Below are 19,193 nucleotides of genomic sequence, written 5' to 3' on the forward strand. Positions count from 1 at the left end.
TGCAAAAGCCCTACCCAAGGGCAATTCCCACAAGAAAAGCGGATTTTTACCCTGGCTCGCTCAGATCTTTCTGATGCCTGACGACGAGCCTCGTCATTCAAGGAGCCCACGCCATGCATGCCATCAGTTTTATTCAGGACCTGGCAGTGATCATGTTGGTCGCGGGCGTGGTGACGGTGTTGTTCCATCGTTTCAAGCAGCCGGTGGTGCTCGGTTATATCGTCGCCGGCTTCATTATCGGCCCGCACACCCCACCGTTCGGCCTGATCCACGATGAAGAAACCATCAAGACACTTGCCGAGCTGGGGGTGATTTTCCTGATGTTCTGCCTCGGGCTGGAGTTCAGCCTGCGCAAGCTGTTCAAGGTGGGCGCCACGGCGTTCATCGCAGCGTTCCTCGAAATCGTCCTGATGATCTGGATCGGCTACGAAATCGGCCGCTGGTTCGACTGGAACACCATGGATTCGCTGTTCCTCGGCGCGATCCTGGCGATCTCTTCGACCACCATCATCGTCAAGGCGCTCAACGATCTGAAGATGAAGAACGAGCGCTTCGCACAGTTGATCTTCGGCGTCCTGATCGTTGAGGACATCCTCGGTATCGGCATCATTGCCTTGCTGTCGAGCATCGCGGTCAGCGGTACGGTGAGCTCCGGCGAAGTGTTTTCCACGGTCGGCAAATTGTCGCTATTCATGATCGTCGCGCTGGTAATCGGCATTCTGCTGGTGCCGCGTTTGCTGGCTTACGTCGCCAAATTCGAAAGCAACGAGATGCTGCTGATCACCGTGCTGGGCTTGTGTTTCGGCTTTTGCCTGCTGGTGGTCAAACTTGAATACAGCATGGTACTCGGCGCATTTCTGATCGGCGCGATCATGGCCGAGTCGCGGCAATTGCTGAAAATCGAGCGACTGATCGAACCGGTTCGCGACCTGTTCAGCGCAATCTTCTTCGTCGCCATCGGCCTGATGCTCGACCCGATGATTCTGCTGCAATACGCCTGGCCGATTGCCGTGATTACGGTAGCCGTGGTGCTCGGCAAGATGTTGTCCTGCGGGCTCGGTGCGTTTATCGCTGGCAATGACGGACGCACCTCACTGCGGGTAGGGATGGGACTTTCACAGATCGGCGAATTTTCCTTCATCATCGCCGCGCTGGGCATGACGCTGCAGGTCACCAGCAACTTCCTCTATCCAGTAGCCGTGGCCGTCTCGGTGATTACCACGCTCCTGACGCCGTACCTGATTCGCTCCGCCGATCCACTGTCGATCAAACTGGCCGCCGCGATGCCGCAGCGTTTAGGGCGGGTGCTGGGGATGTATGGCGAATGGCTGCGCAGCATTCAGCCGCAGGGCGAGGGGGCGATGCTGGCGTCGATTATCCGGCGAATCCTGTTGCAGGTCGGGGTCAATCTGGCGCTGGTCATCGCGATCTTCTTCTCGGGTGCGTTCTTCGCCGAGCGTATCTCGATGTATCTGCAAGACTGGATCAGCGATCCGAGCTGGCAGAAAGCGTTGATCTGGGGTGGGGCTTTGCTGGTGTCGTTGCCGTTTCTGATCGCGGCCTATCGCAAGCTCAAGGCGCTATCGATGCTGTTGGCCGAGATGGGCGTGAAGCCGGAGATGGCGGGGCGGCACACGCAGCGAGTGCGCCGGGTGATCTCCGAGGTGATCCCGATTCTCTCGCTGCTGGTGATTTTCCTGCTGCTGGCAGCCTTGTCGGCCAGTATTCTGCCGACCAACAAGTTGCTGGTGCTGATCGCCGTGGTCGCGGCCGCCGTGGCGGCGCTGCTCTGGCGCTGGTTTATCCGCGTGCACACGCGGATGCAGGTGGCCTTGCTGGAAACCCTCGACAACCACAAGGAGTCGTCGGGGCACTGACCACCCGGGGCGTTTGGCCGATCAGCTTTCCAGCCAGACGTCCCGCGCCCAATGCCAGACCGATTCCCAGGTTTCTTCGGCAATCAGCTCTTCCTCGGCTTGCCACAACACCACAGTGCCGTCTTCTTCGACGCAGTAGTAGTCGTCGCCGTCCTGGCAAATTGGAATCAGGCTGCGATCCACGCCGGCATCCCAAGCGTTGGCGGCGACATCCGGCAAGTAGGTGTGCGATTGCGGGTCGGTGACAGTTACCGGCTCCAGGCTACCGTAAACCACGTCGCTGACCGTCAGCAAAAACTCCCTGAAGACAAACGGAATATCGATGAACAGTTGTTCTTCGATTTCAACCAGCAGGTCTTCGTCAGGCAACTCCAAAGGAACCGGTACCGGTTCGTTGGCTTCGCGCAGTTGTTCGATAATTTCTTCCACGTCCGGGATCCTCTTGCTTGTATGGCGCGGTTTATATGGGCCGGTTTATACAGTAGCTTGCTATAGATGCAACCGCGAAATAGAAAAACCCCGGACAAGTCCGGGGTTTTTGTTACCGCATGCTTAACGCAGAGGGGATCAGCCGTTCTGGCGGATACCGGCCACCAGCCAAGGCTGGTTCTCGCCCTGCGGACGTTCCATGTTCCAGCTTTCGCTGAACACTTCGCCTTGGTCGAAACGCGAGGTCTTCGACACACCGCTGAAGGTCAGGGTGGCGATGGTCTTGTCGGCACGGTCATCTACGCCGTCCAGTTGAACCTGGAGGTTGTCGATGTAGGTCGACTGGAAGGCGTCGCCCAGATCCGCACGTTCACGCTTGAGGAACTCGAGCATCTGCGGGGTCACGAACTCGGCGATCTTGTCCATTTCGTTAGCGTCCCAGTGCTGCTGCAGCGACTGGAAGTGGCTGCGTGCAGCTTCAAGGAAGCTCTGCTCATTGAACCAGGCAGGTGCGTTGATTACCGGACGGGCGGCAGCAGGTGCAGCCGAACCACCGAAGATCGAACCCATGCCGGCAGGCTTCTGCTCGAACACTTCACGCTGCATTGGCGCGCCAGCTGGAGCCAGGTGCTCCTGCTGCTTGCGGCGACGAGCGGCGATGAAGCGGAAGATCACAAACGCGATCACGGCCATGATCAGGATGTCGAAGATCTGCATGCCCTGGAAGCCGCCGCCCATGAACATGGAAGCGAGCAGACCACCGGCGGCGATACCGGCCAGAGGGCCGAGCCATTTCGAAGCACCGCCGGCCTTGGCAGCAGCGCCAGCGGCACCGGCAGCACCAGCGGTCGCAGCAGCGCCGCCAGCTGCGGAAGAAGGAGCCATTTGGCTGGTCTGGTGCGACGGCGCAGCGCCGGCGCTTTTGCCACCACCAAAGCGCTTGGCGTTGGCGTCGAGGCTCATCGTCAGGCCGATGCACAACGCCATGGCGATGCTAAGAAAACGTTTCATAAAGGGATTTCCCGTTTGTGGAGACACGCGCGCCATGTTGCACAGCTGAAGTGTTACTGGCTAGCGAGAGAGTGTTTCGGGCTTTTGCCTGACAGGTTACGTTCAGCTCCGTCGGGGCAATCAGCGGATGTACTTTTGGCTGTAGGAAAAGGCGATTGGTTCAGATCGATTGGGGGTTAGAGCCCAGAATCCTGTGGGAGCGAGCCCGCTCGCGAAAGCCACACCGAGGTTTATCAGATAAACCGTGGTGATTGTCTTCGCGAGCAGGCTCGCTCCCACAGAAAAGCGAAATCGGTGTCAGATAGCTTCCAGCTTCGCGTAACCGAGCATCAGCCACTTGCTGCCTTCGCCGAAGTTCACCTGCACCCGCGCCTGTGCACCCGCGCCTTCGAAGTTGAGGATCACGCCGTCGCCAAAGACCGAATGGCGCACTGCCTGACCCAGGCTGAAGCCGGTTTCCGGAATCTCGCTGCCGCTGAACAGATTGCTGCCACTCATCGACTGGTTGCCGCCGAACGGACGGCTGACGCTGTTCGACAAACGGACTTCCTGAATCAGACCTTTCGGCACCTCTCTTACGAAACGCGAGACCTTGTTGTAGGTTTCGCTGCCGTACAGGCGTCGGGTTTCAGCGTAGGTCATCACCAGGTTTTGCATCGCCCGGGTGATACCGACGTAGGCCAAGCGTCGTTCTTCTTCAAGACGCCCGGGTTCTTCCAGGCTCATCTTGTGCGGGAACAGGCCTTCTTCCATGCCCACGAGGAACACGTAAGGGAATTCCAGGCCTTTGGCACTGTGCAGGGTCATCAACTGAATGCTGTCTTCGTGCTCGTCGGCCTGAGTGTCGCCGGCCTCCAGCGAAGCGTGGCCAAGGAATGCTGCCAGTGGCGTCAGTTCTTCGTCTTCTTCAGTGTTCTCGAAGTTGCGCGCGGCGCTAACCAGTTCCTCAAGGTTTTCTACCCGAGCCTGGCCTTTCTCGCCTTTTTCCGCTTCGTGATAGGCGATCAGGCCGGATTGCTCGATGACGGTTTGGGTCATCAAGTGAAGCGGCATCTCCGCGCATTTGGCAGCGAGGTTCTCGATCAGCTCGATAAACGCACCCAGCGCACCCGCAGCACGACCGGCCAGGCCTTTATTGGCGACCAACAGGCGCATGCCTTCCCACATCGACACATCGCTGTGGCGCGCATGCTCGCGAATCGCTTCAACGGTTTTCTCGCCGATGCCGCGAGCCGGGACGTTGATCACCCGTTCCAGCGCAGCATCGTTGCCCCGACCTTCGAGCAAACGCAGATACGCCATGGCGTTCTTGATTTCCGCACGCTCGAAGAAGCGCTGGCCGCCATAGATGCGGTACGGAATGCGTTCACGCAGCAATGCTTCTTCCAAAACGCGTGATTGGGCGTTGGAACGGTACAGAATCGCGATATCGCTGCGAGCCAGGCCGGTTTTGAGCGCGCTTTCGATGGTTTCGACAACGTAGCGTGCTTCGTCGTGTTCGTTGAACGCGGCGTACAGATTGATCGCCTCGCCGTCGCCGCCGTCCGTCCACAGCTCTTTGCCCAGGCGTCCGGTGTTGTTGGCGATCAGGGCGTTGGCCGCTTTCAGGATGCCGGCGGTGGAGCGGTAGTTCTGCTCCAGGCGAATGGTCACGGCGTCCGGGAAGTCGGCGGAGTATTGATGGATGTTTTCGATCTTCGCCCCGCGCCAGCCGTAAATCGACTGGTCGTCGTCGCCGACCACCATCAGGCTGTCGCCACCCTTGCCGAGCAGACGCAACCAGGCGTACTGCACGGCGTTGGTGTCCTGGAACTCGTCCACCAGAATGTGCCGGAAGCGTTTCTGATAATGCGCCAGCAAGCCGGGGTGGTCGCGCCACAAGTCGAGGGCGCGCAGCAGCAGTTCGGAGAAGTCGATAACACCGGCGCGCAGGCAAGCAGCCTCGTAGGCCTCGTAAATGCCGCGCATGGTGGCCAGGTACAAGTCGCCGCTGGCCTGAATGTGTTGCGGACGCAGACCTTCGTCTTTCTGTCCATTAATGAACCATTGGGCCTGACGGGCCGGCCAGCGTTGCTCGTCCAGGCCCAGCTCGCGGATTACCCGCTTGACCAGCCGTTGCTGGTCGTCGCTGTCGAGAATCTGGAAGGTCTGGCTCAGCCCGGCTTCCTGCCAGTGCGCCCGCAACAAGCGGTGCGCGAGGCCGTGGAAGGTGCCGACCCACATGCCAGCCGGGTTGATACCCAGCAACTGCTCGATGCGGTGACGCATTTCGGCAGCGGCCTTGTTGGTGAAGGTCACCGACAGGATGGAGTGGGGCGAGGCGTTTTCGACCTGGATCAACCAGGCGATACGGTGCACCAGCACTCGGGTTTTACCGGAGCCGGCACCGGCCAGGACCAACTGACGGCCAACGGGGGCTGCTACGGCCTGGCGTTGGGCATCGTTGAGGGAGTTCAGCAGAAGGGAGAGGTCATCGCGCATCGGGGCATTCTAGGGTGCGCCGCAGGCCCGGGCAAACCGAGCTTTGCATTAGCCGATGAAAGTGCCGTCAATGACGACCGGTCGGTCACTGGCTACAGGCGTCAGCCCGCCTCACTCTGCGGGTTCTGCCGGCACCAAGGTAGGGAAAAGTTTCGATGAAATTGTGGTCCGGAGCAGTTTGGCAACGGGATCGGCTTGTGTATGCTCCGTCCACGTTTCGGGCGCACGCCCCCTTATAAGAACAAGAACGTTGCCCATGACCCTCAGCGCCGAACTGTCGGGCCCCTCTGTGGAACCCCGGGTTATCCGCAAGCACTACGCCGTCGAGATGGCGGTCGAGCGCACACGTCTGCTGTATCAGGGCTCTTTATTGCCCACGCTGTTCATGTTGATCAATGGTCTGGTCTGCGCCGGTTTGCTCTGGAGCCCGCAGCGCTATTTCGTGGTCAGCGTCTGGCTGGTGTGGTTGTTGTCGCTGGTGGCTTTACGTGTGATTCAGGTGGCCGCGTTCGACTCAGCCATCCCCAATCGCCAGGCCCAGCCTATCTGGCGCCGGATGTTCCTGCTCGGCTCGACCATGACCGGCCTGACCCTGGCCGGTGCGGGCATCGCGCTGGTACCCGCCGACAACTTCATGCAGCAAGCCTGGGTTTTCGGCCTGATCGGCGCCGCGACCCTGTCGGCCAGTGTCGCCTACGCGGTGAGCCTGCCGGCATTTCTGTCGTTTACCTTGCCCTGTCTGCTGCCGGCGATCGGTTATCTGTTTTGGGGCGGTGACGAGCAGGCGCGCGGTTGGGGCTGGCTCGGGTTGATTCTGTTGGGATCCCTGAGCGTGGTGGCGTGGCAGGTCAATCGTCTGATCGATCGTGGTTTGCTGCGGCGCTTCCAGAATCAGCACCTGATCGAACATCTGCAGCAGACACAGGCGCGCAGCGAGCAGCTCAATCAAGAACTGGCGACTGAAATAGACCATCGGCGCTGCGCCGAGGGCAAGTTGCGCGAAGCTCAGGTCGAGCTGGAAGACCGCGTCGCCCTGCGCAGCCGCGAGCTGGACGCTGCCAATCAGGCCTTGAGCAAAAGCGAAACACGTCTGGCGCTGGCGTTGAAGGCCAGTGAGTTGGGGTTGTGGGACTGGAATCTGCAAACCGACGAAGTCCACCACACGCAGATCCAGGAACTGTTCGGTCTGGCTCCGGAATACGTCACCGCCATCCTGCGCGACCTCAAACCGCGGCTGCACCCCGAAGATGTGCCACCCCTCAAACAGGCGTTGATCGAGCATCTGAAGGGCCGCAGCGAGGACTATCAGATCGAGTACCGCGTGCGTCACGGCGATGGCCATTGGGTCTGGATCGAGGACCGGGGCCGCGCCGTAGAGCGCAGTGAAAGCGGGCGGGTGATCCGCATGGTCGGCACTCGCCGGGATATCAGTGCCAGCAAGAGCCTTGAAGAGCAGCAGCGCCTGGCCGCAACGGTGTTCGAAGCGGCCAGCGAAGGCATTGTGATTTTCGACCCGAGTTACACACTGATCGCGATCAATCAGGCGTTCAGCCGGGTCACCGGTTACGGCATTGATGAAATGCTCGGGCGTAATGTGGTCGAGCTGCCATGCAGTCGCGATGCCCGCCGCCACTACGTCGCCATCCGCACCGCCCTTGAGCAGTACGGCAGTTGGCAGGGCGAATTGGTGGAGACCCGCAAGAACGGCGAGCTGTATCCGCAATGGCTCCAACTCAACGCAGTACGCGATAGTCGGGGAAATGTCGGCCATATCGTGGGCTTCTTCGCTGATCTTTCCGCGCGGCGTGAATCCGAAGAGCGCATGCGTTATTTGACGCACTACGATGAACTTACCGGTCTGGCCAATCGCTCGCTATTCCGCGAACGGCTGCATGAGGCGCATCAGCGGGTTCGACAGGGCGGCCGGCGCAGTCTTGCGCTGCTGCACATCAATCTGGATCGCTTCAAATTGCTCAACGACAGTTTGGGCCATGAAGTCGCTGACCAGTTGTTGCAGAAGATGGCTCGCCGGCTGGTCAACGCCTTGCCGGAAGCCGACACGATCGCTCGTTTATCCGGCGACGAGTTCGCTGTGCTCTTCGATGCCTACGGCAACCTGTCGAGTCTGGCGCGGGTCGCTACGCGGCTGTCGGCCAAGCTGCGCCTGCCGCTGACCGTTGACGGGCACGAATTGGTGGTCAGCGCCTCAATGGGCATCAGCATGCTGCCGGACAACGCACGGGAGATCTCCGCGCTGGTCAGCCAGTCGAACATGGCCATGCAACATGCCAAACATCTGGGCGGCAACAATTTCCAGTTCTACACCGAGAGCCTGCAAGCCAGCACTCTTGAACGATTGCAGCTGGAAAACCAGTTGCGCAAAGCCATCGATGAGAAGCAATTACAGGTGTTCTATCAGCCCAAGCTGTGCCTGGAGTCGGGGCGCTTGAATGCGGCGGAAGCCCTGGTGCGCTGGGATCATCCGAGCATGGGTCAGGTGCCGCCGGGGGACTTCATCGGGCTGGCCGAGGAAACCGGATTGATCGGGCCGATCGGCGAATTCGTGCTGCGCCAGGCTTGCTGGCAGGCGTGCGAATGGCAGCGTCAGGGGCTCGCGCCAATTCGCGTTTCGGTGAACCTGTCGGTGCACCAGTTGCGCCAAGGCAAGCTGGTCAGTCTGGTGCGACAAGTGCTGGAAGAAACCGGGCTGGCGCCGCACTACCTCGAACTCGAATTGACTGAAAGTCAGCTGCTCGACAGCGTTGAGCACATCATCGCGACGTTCCAGCAACTGCGCGATCTGGGGGTGAAACTGGCCATCGATGATTTCGGCACCGGGTATTCGTCGCTGAGTTATCTCAAGCGCATCCCGGTGGATTACGTGAAGATCGATCAAGCGTTCATTCGTGGTTTGGGCGAGAGCAGTGAAGATGCGGCAATCACTCGGGCGATCATCGCCATGGCCCATGGGCTGTCGCTGAAAGTGGTGGCTGAGGGGGTAGAGCGCGAGGAGCAGCTGGAATTTTTGCGCACCGAGCGTTGTGATGAAGTGCAGGGTTATCTGATCAGCCGACCCGTCGAAGCTGCCGCTCTGGCCGGGCTTTTGCGTGCGCAGGAAAACCCGCTTTAAGGGCTACATGCACGCCATCGCGCCTGATATGGGGACATGGAGTTACGCATTGAGCAGGCAAAAAGCCGATTCATGTAGTATAACTACAAGCTTGCTACATCCCCGACCATAACAAGAGTCCAGCCCCTTGAATCTGCTGCAACACATCGCCCAGTCACGTCACCTGTTACGCAAGTCGGAGCTCAAGGTCGCCGACCACGTGCTGCTTGACCCTGCGGCGGTGATGCACAGTTCCATGGCCGACCTGGCCCACAACGTCGGCATCAGTGAGCCGACCATCGTGCGCTTTTGTCGCGCCATCGGTTGTTCCGGCTTTCAGGATCTGAAACTGAAACTGGCGCAGAGCCTGGCCGCCGGTGCCAGTTTCGGCCAGTTCGCGATCCATGAAGACGACTCGGTCGCTGATTACAGCCTGAAGATTTTCGACACCACGTTGCACACGTTGATGGAGGTTCGCGAGAAGCTCGATCCGGTGGAATTGCAGCGTGCGGTGACCTTGATGTCGCAGGCGCAGCGCGTCGAGTTCTATGGCTTTGGCGCGTCGGGCGCGGTGGCAGCGGATGCGCAACACAAGTTCTTCCGCCTACTGCTGACGGCGGCGGCCTACTCCGATCCGCATATGCAGGCGATGTCGGCGGTAACGTTGAAGCCGACTGACGTGGCGATCTGCATTTCCCAGTCCGGGCGCTCCAAGGATTTGCTGATCACCGCCAATCTGGTGCGCGAGAGCGGCGCTTCGCTGATCACGCTGTGCCCGAGCCAGACGCCATTGGCGGAACTGTCGACGGTCAATCTGGCGATCGATGTGCATGAAGACACCGAAATCTATACGCCGCTGACTTCGCGCATTGCTCACCTGGTGGTAATCGACGTGCTGGCCATGGGCGTGGCCATGGCGCGGGGGCCGAGCCTGGTCAACCACCTCAAGAGCGTGAAGCGCAGTCTGCGTAGCTTGCGTTTGTCTCCGAAAGCAGTGAAAGCGCTGGATGACTAAGATCAAAAGATCGCAGCCTTCGGCAGTTCCTACGGGTGTACGCATTCCCTTTTAGGAGCTGCCGAAGGCTGCGATCTTTTGCTGTTTGATGCAAACTTTCATCAGTCTGTAACCATGACGCAGCCAAACCGTCATCCCCCGAGCCTATCGTGAAACTCCCGTAATCGCCTTGGGAGACTCGAAATGGCTCAGCCCTACGAAGAACGCAACAGCGCAGCGAAAACCCGTCGTCAGCAGGAAGACCAGCGCCGCATGGAGTTCCGTCGCGCAATCGAAGATCGCTACGAACTTCGTCAGCTTCAGGCCGAAATCGGCGGTTTTCCCGAGGAAGTCGAACTCAATTATTGGCAGGCGGCACCGGCAGCTTCCCGTCGAAACGCTCAACCAGCGCGCTGATCTGCACGCGTTCACTGCGGATAAACGCCAGGAAGGCGTGCGCCACTGGTGACAAGCGCTTGGCTTTGGCTTGTACCAGGCACCAGCTTCGCAACAGCGGTAACTCCTCGACCGGCAGCTCGACCAGGCCGCCGGTCGCCAGCTCCAGGTTCAGGGCGTGGCGCGTCAACAGCGCCAGGCCCAGACCCGCCGCCACGCATTCACGTTGTGCTTCGGCCGAGGCCACCTCTTGAGTCTGGGTGAAGTGCACGCGCTTCTCTTTGAAATACTCTTCGCACGCCAGTCGCGTGCCCGAGCCGGGTTCGCGGATCAGTAGCGTGTACGGTTCAAGATCCTGCAAGCGTAGCGGCCCCATATGCGCCAGTGGATGATCCGGGCGAGCCGCGGCGACAATCGGATTATTGAGAAATGGAAGGAATTCCAGCCCCATGTCCTGCGGCACCATCGACATGATCACCAGATCATCGCGGTTGTCGGAAAGACGTCGGATCACCTGGCTACGATTGACCACGGTCAGTTGCAGGTTCACTTCCGGATGCTGGCGTTTAAAAGCCGCGAACAGATGTGGCACGAAATATTTGGCGCTCGACTCCACCGCCAGCTTCAGTTGGCCCTGCAGCGAGCCCTGCATGTCCGACAGCTGCATGTCGAGGTTCTCCAGGCGGCCGAAGATGTCTCGACTGGCGCGCTGAAGGGCTTCGGCGGCCTCGGTCATGTAGAGTTTTTTGCCGACATAATCGAATAATGGCTGCCCGATCAGCTCTTCGAGCTGACGAATTTGTAGGCTGACGGCCGGTTGTGTGAGCGACATTTCCTCGGCAGCGCGGCTGTAAGAGCGTAAATCACACACTTCATTGAAGATCTGTAACTGGCGTAATGTCATACGCATCAGGGACTTACGCATTTTATTCAGGCTCTGAGTGCGGTCGGATGTTTCAACTATAAGTGTTTACTTATGCCTAACCCAATAATTATTCATTTTTGTTAATCCCTTGCGAGCGCTAGTGTGGAGACGCGACCAAATTGAAACATTTGGTCACGCGTCGACCTGGGTCTAGCAGGTCGTGGTGCCACCGGCTCAAGGGAACCTCCAAGTGATAAAAAAGATCCTGATCGCCAACCGTGGTGAGATTGCCGTACGAATCGTGCGAGCCTGCGCCGAGATGGGCATTCGCTCGGTTGCGATTTTTTCCGACGCCGACCGGCATGCGCTGCATGTGAAGCGTGCGGACGAGGCCCACAGCATTGGTGCCGAACCACTGGCCGGTTACCTCAACCCGCGCAAGCTGGTGAACCTCGCGGTGGAAACTGGCTGCGATGCACTGCATCCCGGTTACGGTTTCCTGTCGGAAAATGCCGAACTGGCAGACATCTGCGCCGAGCGCGGAATCAAATTCATTGGCCCGTCGGCAGAAGTCATTCGCCGCATGGGCGACAAGACCGAAGCGCGCCGCAGCATGATCAAGGCTGGCGTGCCGGTTACGCCAGGCACCGAGGGCAACGTGGCGGACATCGCCGAAGCCCTGACCGAAGGTGACCGCATCGGCTATCCGGTGATGCTCAAGGCCACCTCCGGTGGTGGCGGTCGCGGTATCCGACGCTGCAACAGTCGCGAAGAACTCGAACAGAATTTCCCCCGCGTTATCTCCGAGGCCACCAAGGCTTTCGGTTCGGCGGAAGTGTTCCTGGAAAAATGCATCGTCAATCCCAAACACATCGAAGCGCAGATCCTCGGCGACAGCTTCGGCAACGTCGTGCATCTGTTCGAGCGTGACTGCTCGATCCAGCGTCGCAACCAGAAGCTGATTGAAATCGCCCCAAGCCCGCAACTGACCCCGGAACAGCGCGCCTACATCGGCGACCTGTCGGTGCGTGCAGCCAAAGCCGTGGGCTACGAGAACGCCGGTACTGTGGAGTTCCTGCTCGCCGAGGGCGAGGTGTACTTCATGGAGATGAACACCCGGGTGCAGGTCGAACACACCATCACCGAAGAAATCACCGGGATCGACATCGTCCGCGAGCAGATCCGGATTGCTTCCGGCCTGCCGCTGTCGGTCAAGCAGGAAGACATCCAGCACCGTGGTTTCGCGTTGCAGTTCCGCATCAACGCTGAAGACCCGAAAAACAACTTCTTGCCGAGCTTCGGCAAGATCACCCGTTACTACGCCCCCGGCGGGCCGGGTGTGCGCACCGACACGGCGATCTACACCGGTTACACCATCCCGCCGTTCTACGACTCGATGTGCCTGAAACTGGTGGTCTGGGCGCTGACTTGGGAAGAGGCCATGGATCGTGGCCTGCGCGCCCTCGACGACATGCGCCTGCAAGGCGTGAAGACCACCGCCGCGTACTACCAGGAAATCCTGCGCAACCCGGAATTCCGTAGCGGCCAGTTCAATACCAGCTTCGTTGAAAGCCACCCTGAACTGACCAACTACTCGATCAAGCGCAAACCCGAAGAGCTGGCCTTGGCCATCGCCGCCGCCATCGCCGCCCACGCAGGCCTATGAATGAAGCAGCTGCGAGCTTTTAGCTGCAAGCGGCAAGTAAAAGCAGATTGGCTTTTTCTTGCAGCTAGTAGCTTGAAGCTTGCCGCTATGAGGAGATACCAATGACTAAGAAGATCTTCGTTACCGACACCATCCTGCGCGACGCTCATCAATCGCTGCTCGCCACCCGCATGCGCACCGAAGACATGCTGCCGATCTGCGACAAGCTCGACAAAGTCGGCTACTGGTCGCTGGAATGCTGGGGCGGCGCGACCTTCGACGCCTGCGTACGTTTCCTCAAGGAAGATCCGTGGGAGCGTCTGCGCCAACTGCGCGCCGCGTTGCCTAACACGCGTCTGCAAATGCTCCTGCGTGGCCAGAACCTGCTGGGCTACCGCCATTACAGCGATGACGTGGTCAAAGCGTTCGTTGCAAAGGCAGCGGTCAATGGCATCGACGTATTCCGCATCTTCGACGCGATGAACGACGTGCGTAACCTGCGCGTGGCCATCGAAGCGGTGAAAGCTGCCGGTAAGCACGCCCAGGGCACCATCGCTTACACCACCAGCCCCGTGCACACGATTGACGCTTTCGTGGCGCAAGCAAAACAAATGGAAGCCATGGGTTGCGACTCGGTAGCGATCAAGGACATGGCCGGTCTGCTGACGCCCTACGCGACCGGTGAACTGGTCCGGGCATTGAAAGCCGAACAGTCGCTTCCAGTGTTCATTCACTCGCATGACACCGCCGGTCTGGCGACGATGTGCCAACTCAAGGCAATCGAAAACGGTGCTGACCACATCGATACCGCGATCTCCAGCTTCGCCTCGGGCACCAGCCATCCAGGCACCGAGTCGATGGTGGCTGCGCTCAAGGGCAGCGAATTCGATACCGGTCTGAACCTTGAACTGCTGCAAGAGATCGGCCTGTACTTCTACGCCGTGCGCAAGAAGTACCACCAGTTCGAAAGCGAATTCACCGCTGTCGACACTCGTGTGCAGGTGAATCAGGTGCCGGGCGGGATGATTTCCAACCTGGCCAACCAGTTGAAAGAGCAGGGCGCGTTGAACCGCATGGCTGAAGTGCTGGCGGAAATCCCGCGCGTGCGTGAAGACCTCGGCTTCCCGCCGCTGGTCACCCCGACTTCGCAGATCGTCGGCACCCAGGCGTTCTTCAACGTGCTGGCCGGCGAGCGCTACAAAACCATCACCAACGAAGTGAAGCTCTACCTGCAGGGCGGCTACGGCAAAGCGCCGGGCGTGGTGAATGAAAAACTGCGTCGTCAGGCCATCGGCAGCGAAGAAGTCATCGACGTGCGTCCGGCCGATCTGCTCAAACCGGAAATGACCAAGCTGCGTGCCGATATCGGTGCATTGGCCAAGTCGGAAGAAGACGTGCTGACCTTCGCCATGTTCCCGGACATCGGTCGCAAGTTCCTCGAAGAGCGTGCCGCCGGCACTCTCGTGCCGGAAGTGCTGCTGCCGATTCCAGAGGCTGGCGCCGTGACGTCGGCGAGCGGCGAAGGTGTGCCGACCGAGTTCGTCATTGATGTCCACGGCGAGACTTACCGCGTCGATATCACGGGTGTCGGTGTGAAGGCTGAAGGCAAGCGTCACTTCTACCTGTCCATCGACGGCATGCCGGAAGAAGTGGTGTTTGAACCGCTTAACGAATTCGTCGGCGGGGGCAGCAGCAAGCGCAAGCAAGCGTCGGCTCCAGGCCACGTCAGCACCACCATGCCCGGCAACATCGTCGATGTGCTGGTCAAGGAAGGCGACACCGTCAAGGCGGGCCAGGCTGTGCTGATCACCGAAGCCATGAAGATGGAAACCGAAGTTCAGGCCGCCATCGCCGGCAAGGTTACGGCGATTCATGTGGCCAAGGGCGATCGGGTGAACCCGGGCGAAATCCTGATCGAGATCGAAGGCTGAGATAACCGCCGCGATCAAACGTTTTAAACCTCGGGGGGGCATGTGCTCCCCTTTTTTTTTCCGTTTTTTCACCTGTAGGAGCTGCCGCAGGCTGAAATCTTGTGATCTTTTAAAACGAAGATCAAAAGATCGCAGCCTGCGGCAGCTCTTACAGGAAGCGATTTAGAACGCCATTCGCCACTGACCCATCACGCCGTGATTTCGGCTTTCGCTGCCGAACTCTCCAGTGACGGCCACGCCCAGCGTGTGGTTGGTCGACAGTCCGAGGTCCAGTCCCGCATCGACGCCCAGGCTGTTGCGATCCAGTTCTGCACCGTTCACGGTGAAGCGTTTGCCGCCCTTGACCAGTTGCTGGCGGGTGTCGCTGTCGAGTTCACCAAAGGTGTGTTTCCACCCGGCGCTCAATCGCGGCGTCAGGCTCATGCCGTTGTCCAGTGTGTGGATTTTTGCCGTACGCAGGCCGAAGGTACTGCTGAGATTGTCGCGGGTTTGCCCAAAGACCTTCAGCGCCGCATCACCACCTTTTTCACTGTGGCTGTCACGTTGATAACGTTGGTAGCCGAGGCTGGCGAACGGTTCGAGTGTCACGTCGTTGCGGCCGAAGTTGAAGCCCAGTTCGGCGAAGGCTTGCTGGGTGTTGGCGTCGTAATTGCCTTTGAGGCGATCGCTGAATCCGTTGAACGCCACCCGACGTTTGCTGCTGCCGTCATGGCTGGCGTAAGTGGCACCCAGGCGCAGCGCCAGTGGTCCATCCTGACGCACGGCGTAGGCGCCAACGTGCCAGCTGTCGAGGTCGCCATCGTATTGGCGGGCATCGAGTCTGGTTTGGGATTTGCCGCCCAGCAGACCGATATGCCATTGCTCATTGAGCCGCCAGTCAGCGCCCATGACCAGGCCTTGGGTGGCGTGTTTCAGGGTGCTGTCGTTCTCGCGATCAACCTTGCCGCCATGGCCCAATGCCTGAACCCAGACTCGCCCGGAATCAGCACCGCCGGCAGCTTCGCGGGGTGAATTGCCCGAGCCGTAAGCTGCGCCCGTGCGATGGTCGAGTTGGCGCATGGCCGACAGCATGCTTGCACTCACGGGGGTAACGCTGCTTAACGTGGCTTTGGCGAGGTTGGCGTTGCTGCCGGCGGCGAGTTGTTCCAGGGCGACAGAGGCTGTTTGCTTGTCGCTGGCCAGTAACGCGGCGACGGCTGCACTTGCGGGTCTTTGAGATGGAGGAGGGGGCGTATCAGCAGCTTCGCTGGCAGGTGCAATAACGATGTCGTCCTGTACAAGTGATGAAACTGGCGCTGGTGCCGCCACTGCGATCAAACCCGGACCCGAATCGGCAACTGGCGCAGGAACTGAAGTCGAAGCTGAAGTTGTAATCGGATCTGGAGCTGATATTGATGTTGGTGCTGTCAGCGGTGCTGGCGCAGGTACAGTGGGTTGCAACGGCGCTTGTGGCTCGATGATGCTTTCGGCGATCGAAGCGGCATTGTTCGTAGTGGCAGCGCTCGTTAGTGGATTCTCATTGCGGCTGTAAGTCAGGCCGACGGATTTTTTGTTGTACAGCGGTTTAGCTGTCATGAAAGCGAGGTCGTTCACGATCGTGCCGAATTCACCTTCGACTTTCGCGGCCTCGATGATTTTGTACGAGCCGGTTGGCGGATACTCGCCTGGAGCGGCCACGACTCTAAGGGTGGCGCCGTCTAACATGGCAGTGCCGTCGACTTTGATCGTTTGGCCACGACCTTCAGGCGTGACCTCGTAGGCCAGTTCCGCTGTCGGCGATAGGCTCAAGTCGCCTTTGACCCGTGGGCTACCAAGCAATCCGTTAACCGTGAGCACACCGTTAACGTGCAAGTTTCCTACTGTGCCCTTACCTGCGAAGCTGCCGTTCTTATCGACATACACATCCCCTTTGATGCTCCCTTTGTTGAAGAGCTTGCCGGCGGTAATCGCGCCACCTTCAATGGTGCCCAGGTTGGTCAGGGCACCATCATTTTGTACCAATACGCCTTCCTTGAAGTCTCCCTTGCTACTCAACGTCCAGTCTCCCTTGACGAGAAACAGTCCATTGAAATTACGGGTGTCTTTAAGCGTGCCTCCGTCAGAAACATCCACTAGCAAGAAGTTATCTCCTGCGCCGCCATCGATCCGGCCGGAAAAGCTGGCGCCGTCTTTCAGAAGGATTAGGTCGTTGGCATCGGTCCCCTGAAAAGTACTTTCGGCTGCAACGAAAGGGTGGGCAACAGTAGCTTTATCGGTGAAAACAGCCTGAAGCCTTTCGAGAGCGTCTTCATAGGGACTGGCTTGCGACAGTTCCGGCACGTTCATGATTACAGGTGACTCCGCGGCTTCAGGCACTTGCTGAGCGCTCGCGAGTTCCATGCAGCCAAGCGCCAGCGCAATAGCCAAAGACAGACGTTGTGGTTTGTACCGGTGTTGAGTGGGCATCAAGTAGGGCCTTGTTGAACGGAAGACCCAACTCTATTGATGCGCCAAAGAATCCGATGTCGGCTGCTTCCCGAAGCGTTGCAGGCGACGTCGCATCATTTTGTGGAAAATTTCCACCAGATCCGCAGCCGGTGGTTTTACCCGAATCCAGCGCTTCCTTTTCCTACAATCAAGCGGGACGTCGCCGACTGTTCAGCGGTGCAAAACTCATCTGTCACTGCCCAATCAACCCGTGACGCGTTACGGATCACCTTAAGTACGGCGAACGTACGCCCTGCCGTAATGCCGCTCCATCCGCGCCTGAATCAGCTCCAGCCCAATCGACATCAACCAGTAAATGATGGCCGCCGTGGTCAGCATTTCGATGTAGCGATAGCTTGAACGTCCATACGACTGCGCGAGAAACATCACTTCCCAAACGCCCATCACCGAGATCAACGACGAATCTTTCAGCATCGAAATGAATTGATTGGTCGTGGGCGGAATGATGGTGCGCATGGCCTGAGGCAGCGTAATGCGCCAGAGAATGACTGAGTCGCGCATGCCCAGCGCCAGCGATGCTTCTCGCTGGCCGTACGGGACGCCAAGAATGCCTGCGCGGAAGATCTCGCTGAGGTACGCGCCATAGTTGAGTGACAGGGCAATGATCCCGGCGACGATGGCGCCCGGCACGATGCCCAGTTGCGGCAAACCGAGATAGATCAGCAGGATCTGGATCAGCAGCGGCGTGCCGCGAAAGAACGAGGCGTAGAAACTGGCGATGCCGAAGGCCACCGCACTTTTCGAAAGTCGCGCCAGTGCAGTCACGAAACCCAGCAGCACCGAAGCAACGATTGAGCACACGCACAGAAACAGCGTCAGTGCTGCTCCCTGCAAGAAACCATTAGGTGCCAGTTTCAAGCCGACCAGGTTAGGCAGTTTGTCGAGGATGATCGAAAACTTCAGGTCGAAGCTCAGGAAGAACCCCGCGAACAGGCAGAACATCACCGCCCAGGTCAGGTACAGCCTTGTCCGGAAACCGAACAGCCGGCGCAGGCGTGATTCAGCCACCGGTTGCGGTGGCTTGGGAGGTACCGGGAAAGAAGTCATTGGCTGATGTCGGCACCGATCCATTTTTGCGAAAGCTTGCTCAGGGTGCCGTCCTGTTTGAGTTGGGCAAAGACCTCGCGGACCTTGGCGTCCCACTGTGCATCACCCTTCTCGATGGCGACCGAGTTCGGCTCCGAGTACAGCGGCTCGCCAGCGAGCTTGAAGCGTTTGTCTTCATTCAAGCGTGGCTGCGCAGTGACGAGGTTGGTGAGGATCGCATCCAGGCGCACGCCCGCACCGAGGCCAAGGTCCTGGAACGCGACGTTGTCGGTATCGTACGGCGCGATCTGTACATCTTCGAATGGATACTGGAGCTGTGTGTCCTCAGCGCCCTCGATGACCAGATTCTTGTTCAGATAACTTTCATAGCTGGATGCGCTGGTAAGGCCGACCTTCTTGCCGCTCAGATCCTTGGCGCTGTGGATGCGATCATCCTTGGCGGTGACCACGATCACTGCCGGTGAGGCGTAGTACTCGACCGGGAAGTCGAACACTTCGGCGCGGGCCTTGCTCGGCGTCATCGAGCAGATGCAGATGTCGTAGCGCCCACTCCAGCGGCCGGCAGCGATGACGTCCCAGGACGGTGTTTCGAGACGCAGCTTGACCCCCAGTTTCTCCGCCACGGCTTTGGCGACATCGACGTCGAAGCCGTCGAGCTGGTTCTGATCGTTGAGAAATGAGAAGGGCGGATAGCTTTCCATCAACACGCCGACCAGCTCTTTCTTTTGCTCGACGCGATCCAGTGTGGTGCCACCGAAGGCTTGGGTCGAGGCGGCCAGAATCGTCAGGCCCAGGGCCAGTAGTGGTTGGAATTTCACAGGTGATCCCTGAATAAAAAAGAGGTTGTTATTAACCGGATGGTGCGTATTAAATAGTTATAAGAACGACTCTGATAGTGAGTTATTTTCATAAGCATATGAG

General features: G+C 59.0%; 13 protein-coding genes. 6 read left to right on the top strand and 7 right to left on the bottom strand.

From position 1 onward, the window contains the following. Nucleotides 1–113: 113 nt before the first annotated feature. Entirely contained in the window at nt 114–1,877 is a 1,764-nt protein-coding gene (locus AB4P92_RS16035) for a cation:proton antiporter (protein ID WP_042561849.1), read from the top strand. 21 nt (nt 1,878–1,898) lie between these two features. Here AB4P92_RS16035 and AB4P92_RS16040 read toward each other — a convergent pair whose 3' ends face one another. From AB4P92_RS16040 to uvrD, 3 genes are all read right to left on the bottom strand, one after another. Continuing rightward, nucleotides 1,899–2,306: an SMI1/KNR4 family protein gene (locus tag AB4P92_RS16040; RefSeq protein WP_003187120.1), complete on the bottom strand. Its 408-nt coding sequence runs from the start codon at nt 2,304–2,306 to the stop codon at nt 1,899–1,901. A 138-nt stretch (nt 2,307–2,444) separates the two neighbouring features. Next, nucleotides 2,445–3,317, bottom strand: coding sequence for a Tim44 domain-containing protein (locus AB4P92_RS16045; RefSeq protein ID WP_047304270.1), 873 nt, complete (start codon nt 3,315–3,317; stop codon nt 2,445–2,447). Between the two features lie 297 nt (nt 3,318–3,614). Then, nucleotides 3,615–5,798: a DNA helicase II gene (uvrD, locus tag AB4P92_RS16050; protein ID WP_395597868.1), complete on the bottom strand. Its 2,184-nt coding sequence runs from the start codon at nt 5,796–5,798 to the stop codon at nt 3,615–3,617. Between the two features lie 256 nt (nt 5,799–6,054). Between uvrD and AB4P92_RS16055 the strand changes: the two genes are divergently transcribed. The 3 genes from AB4P92_RS16055 (at nt 6,055) to AB4P92_RS16065 (ending at nt 10,318) form a co-directional block, all read left to right on the top strand. Further along, a complete protein-coding gene (locus AB4P92_RS16055; RefSeq protein WP_042561846.1) occupies nt 6,055–8,928 on the top strand; it encodes a bifunctional diguanylate cyclase/phosphodiesterase in 2,874 nt (957 codons plus the stop codon). 127 nt (nt 8,929–9,055) lie between these two features. Continuing rightward, nucleotides 9,056–9,922 (top strand): transcriptional regulator HexR, encoded by an 867-nt coding sequence (gene hexR / locus AB4P92_RS16060; RefSeq protein ID WP_042561845.1) that lies wholly within the window; start codon nt 9,056–9,058, stop codon nt 9,920–9,922. 183 nt (nt 9,923–10,105) lie between these two features. Next, a complete protein-coding gene (locus AB4P92_RS16065) occupies nt 10,106–10,318 on the top strand; it encodes a PA3496 family putative envelope integrity protein (RefSeq protein WP_150593387.1) in 213 nt (70 codons plus the stop codon). Here the strand turns inward: AB4P92_RS16065 and AB4P92_RS16070 are convergent. After that, complete coding sequence (locus tag AB4P92_RS16070) at nt 10,260–11,222, bottom strand: LysR family transcriptional regulator (protein ID WP_395597869.1); 963 nt, start codon at nt 11,220–11,222, stop codon at nt 10,260–10,262. The genes AB4P92_RS16065 and AB4P92_RS16070 overlap by 59 nt on opposite strands. Nucleotides 11,223–11,412: 190 nt before the next feature. Between AB4P92_RS16070 and AB4P92_RS16075 the strand changes: the two genes are divergently transcribed. Together AB4P92_RS16075 and oadA are read left to right on the top strand one after the other, a co-directional pair. Beyond that, nucleotides 11,413–12,828 (top strand): acetyl-CoA carboxylase biotin carboxylase subunit, encoded by a 1,416-nt coding sequence (locus AB4P92_RS16075; protein ID WP_042561843.1) that lies wholly within the window; start codon nt 11,413–11,415, stop codon nt 12,826–12,828. 101 nt (nt 12,829–12,929) lie between these two features. Next, complete coding sequence (gene oadA / locus AB4P92_RS16080) at nt 12,930–14,738, top strand: sodium-extruding oxaloacetate decarboxylase subunit alpha (protein ID WP_042561842.1); 1,809 nt, start codon at nt 12,930–12,932, stop codon at nt 14,736–14,738. A gap of 162 nt (nt 14,739–14,900) precedes the next feature. Here the strand turns inward: oadA and AB4P92_RS16085 are convergent, their stop codons facing one another. From AB4P92_RS16085 to AB4P92_RS16095, 3 genes are all read right to left on the bottom strand, one after another. After that, nucleotides 14,901–17,183 carry an autotransporter domain-containing protein gene (locus tag AB4P92_RS16085; RefSeq protein ID WP_395597870.1) on the bottom strand — a complete coding sequence of 761 codons (2,283 nt, stop codon included), beginning with the start codon at nt 17,181–17,183 and terminating at the stop codon, nt 14,901–14,903. 252 nt (nt 17,184–17,435) lie between these two features. Continuing rightward, complete coding sequence (locus AB4P92_RS16090) at nt 17,436–18,272, bottom strand: amino acid ABC transporter permease (RefSeq protein ID WP_210623231.1); 837 nt, start codon at nt 18,270–18,272, stop codon at nt 17,436–17,438. Further along, nucleotides 18,269–19,090 carry an ABC transporter substrate-binding protein gene (locus AB4P92_RS16095; protein WP_261735494.1) on the bottom strand — a complete coding sequence of 274 codons (822 nt, stop codon included), beginning with the start codon at nt 19,088–19,090 and terminating at the stop codon, nt 18,269–18,271. Before AB4P92_RS16095 ends, AB4P92_RS16090 begins: the two co-directional genes overlap by 4 nt. Nucleotides 19,091–19,193 lie beyond the last annotated feature (103 nt).

Origin of the sequence: Pseudomonas sp. A0308 (genome assembly GCF_044218815.1) — a bacterium.
GTDB lineage: Bacteria > Pseudomonadota > Gammaproteobacteria > Pseudomonadales > Pseudomonadaceae > Aquipseudomonas > Aquipseudomonas iridis.

What these genes read in the sequence shown, in the direction of transcription:
- uvrD (WP_395597868.1), bottom strand. Translation starts at nt 5,798, where the DNA reads ATGCGCGATGACCTCTCCCTTCTGCTGAACTCCCTCAACGATGCCCAA.
- AB4P92_RS16085 (WP_395597870.1), bottom strand. Translation starts at nt 17,183, where the DNA reads ATGCCCACTCAACACCGGTACAAACCACAACGTCTGTCTTTGGCTATT.
- AB4P92_RS16055 (WP_042561846.1), top strand. Translation starts at nt 6,055, where the DNA reads ATGACCCTCAGCGCCGAACTGTCGGGCCCCTCTGTGGAACCCCGGGTT.
- AB4P92_RS16070 (WP_395597869.1), bottom strand. Translation starts at nt 11,222, where the DNA reads ATGCGTAAGTCCCTGATGCGTATGACATTACGCCAGTTACAGATCTTC.
- AB4P92_RS16035 (WP_042561849.1), top strand. Translation starts at nt 114, where the DNA reads ATGCATGCCATCAGTTTTATTCAGGACCTGGCAGTGATCATGTTGGTC.
- AB4P92_RS16045 (WP_047304270.1), bottom strand. Translation starts at nt 3,317, where the DNA reads ATGAAACGTTTTCTTAGCATCGCCATGGCGTTGTGCATCGGCCTGACG.
- oadA (WP_042561842.1), top strand. Translation starts at nt 12,930, where the DNA reads ATGACTAAGAAGATCTTCGTTACCGACACCATCCTGCGCGACGCTCAT.
- AB4P92_RS16090 (WP_210623231.1), bottom strand. Translation starts at nt 18,272, where the DNA reads ATGACTTCTTTCCCGGTACCTCCCAAGCCACCGCAACCGGTGGCTGAA.
- AB4P92_RS16065 (WP_150593387.1), top strand. Translation starts at nt 10,106, where the DNA reads ATGGCTCAGCCCTACGAAGAACGCAACAGCGCAGCGAAAACCCGTCGT.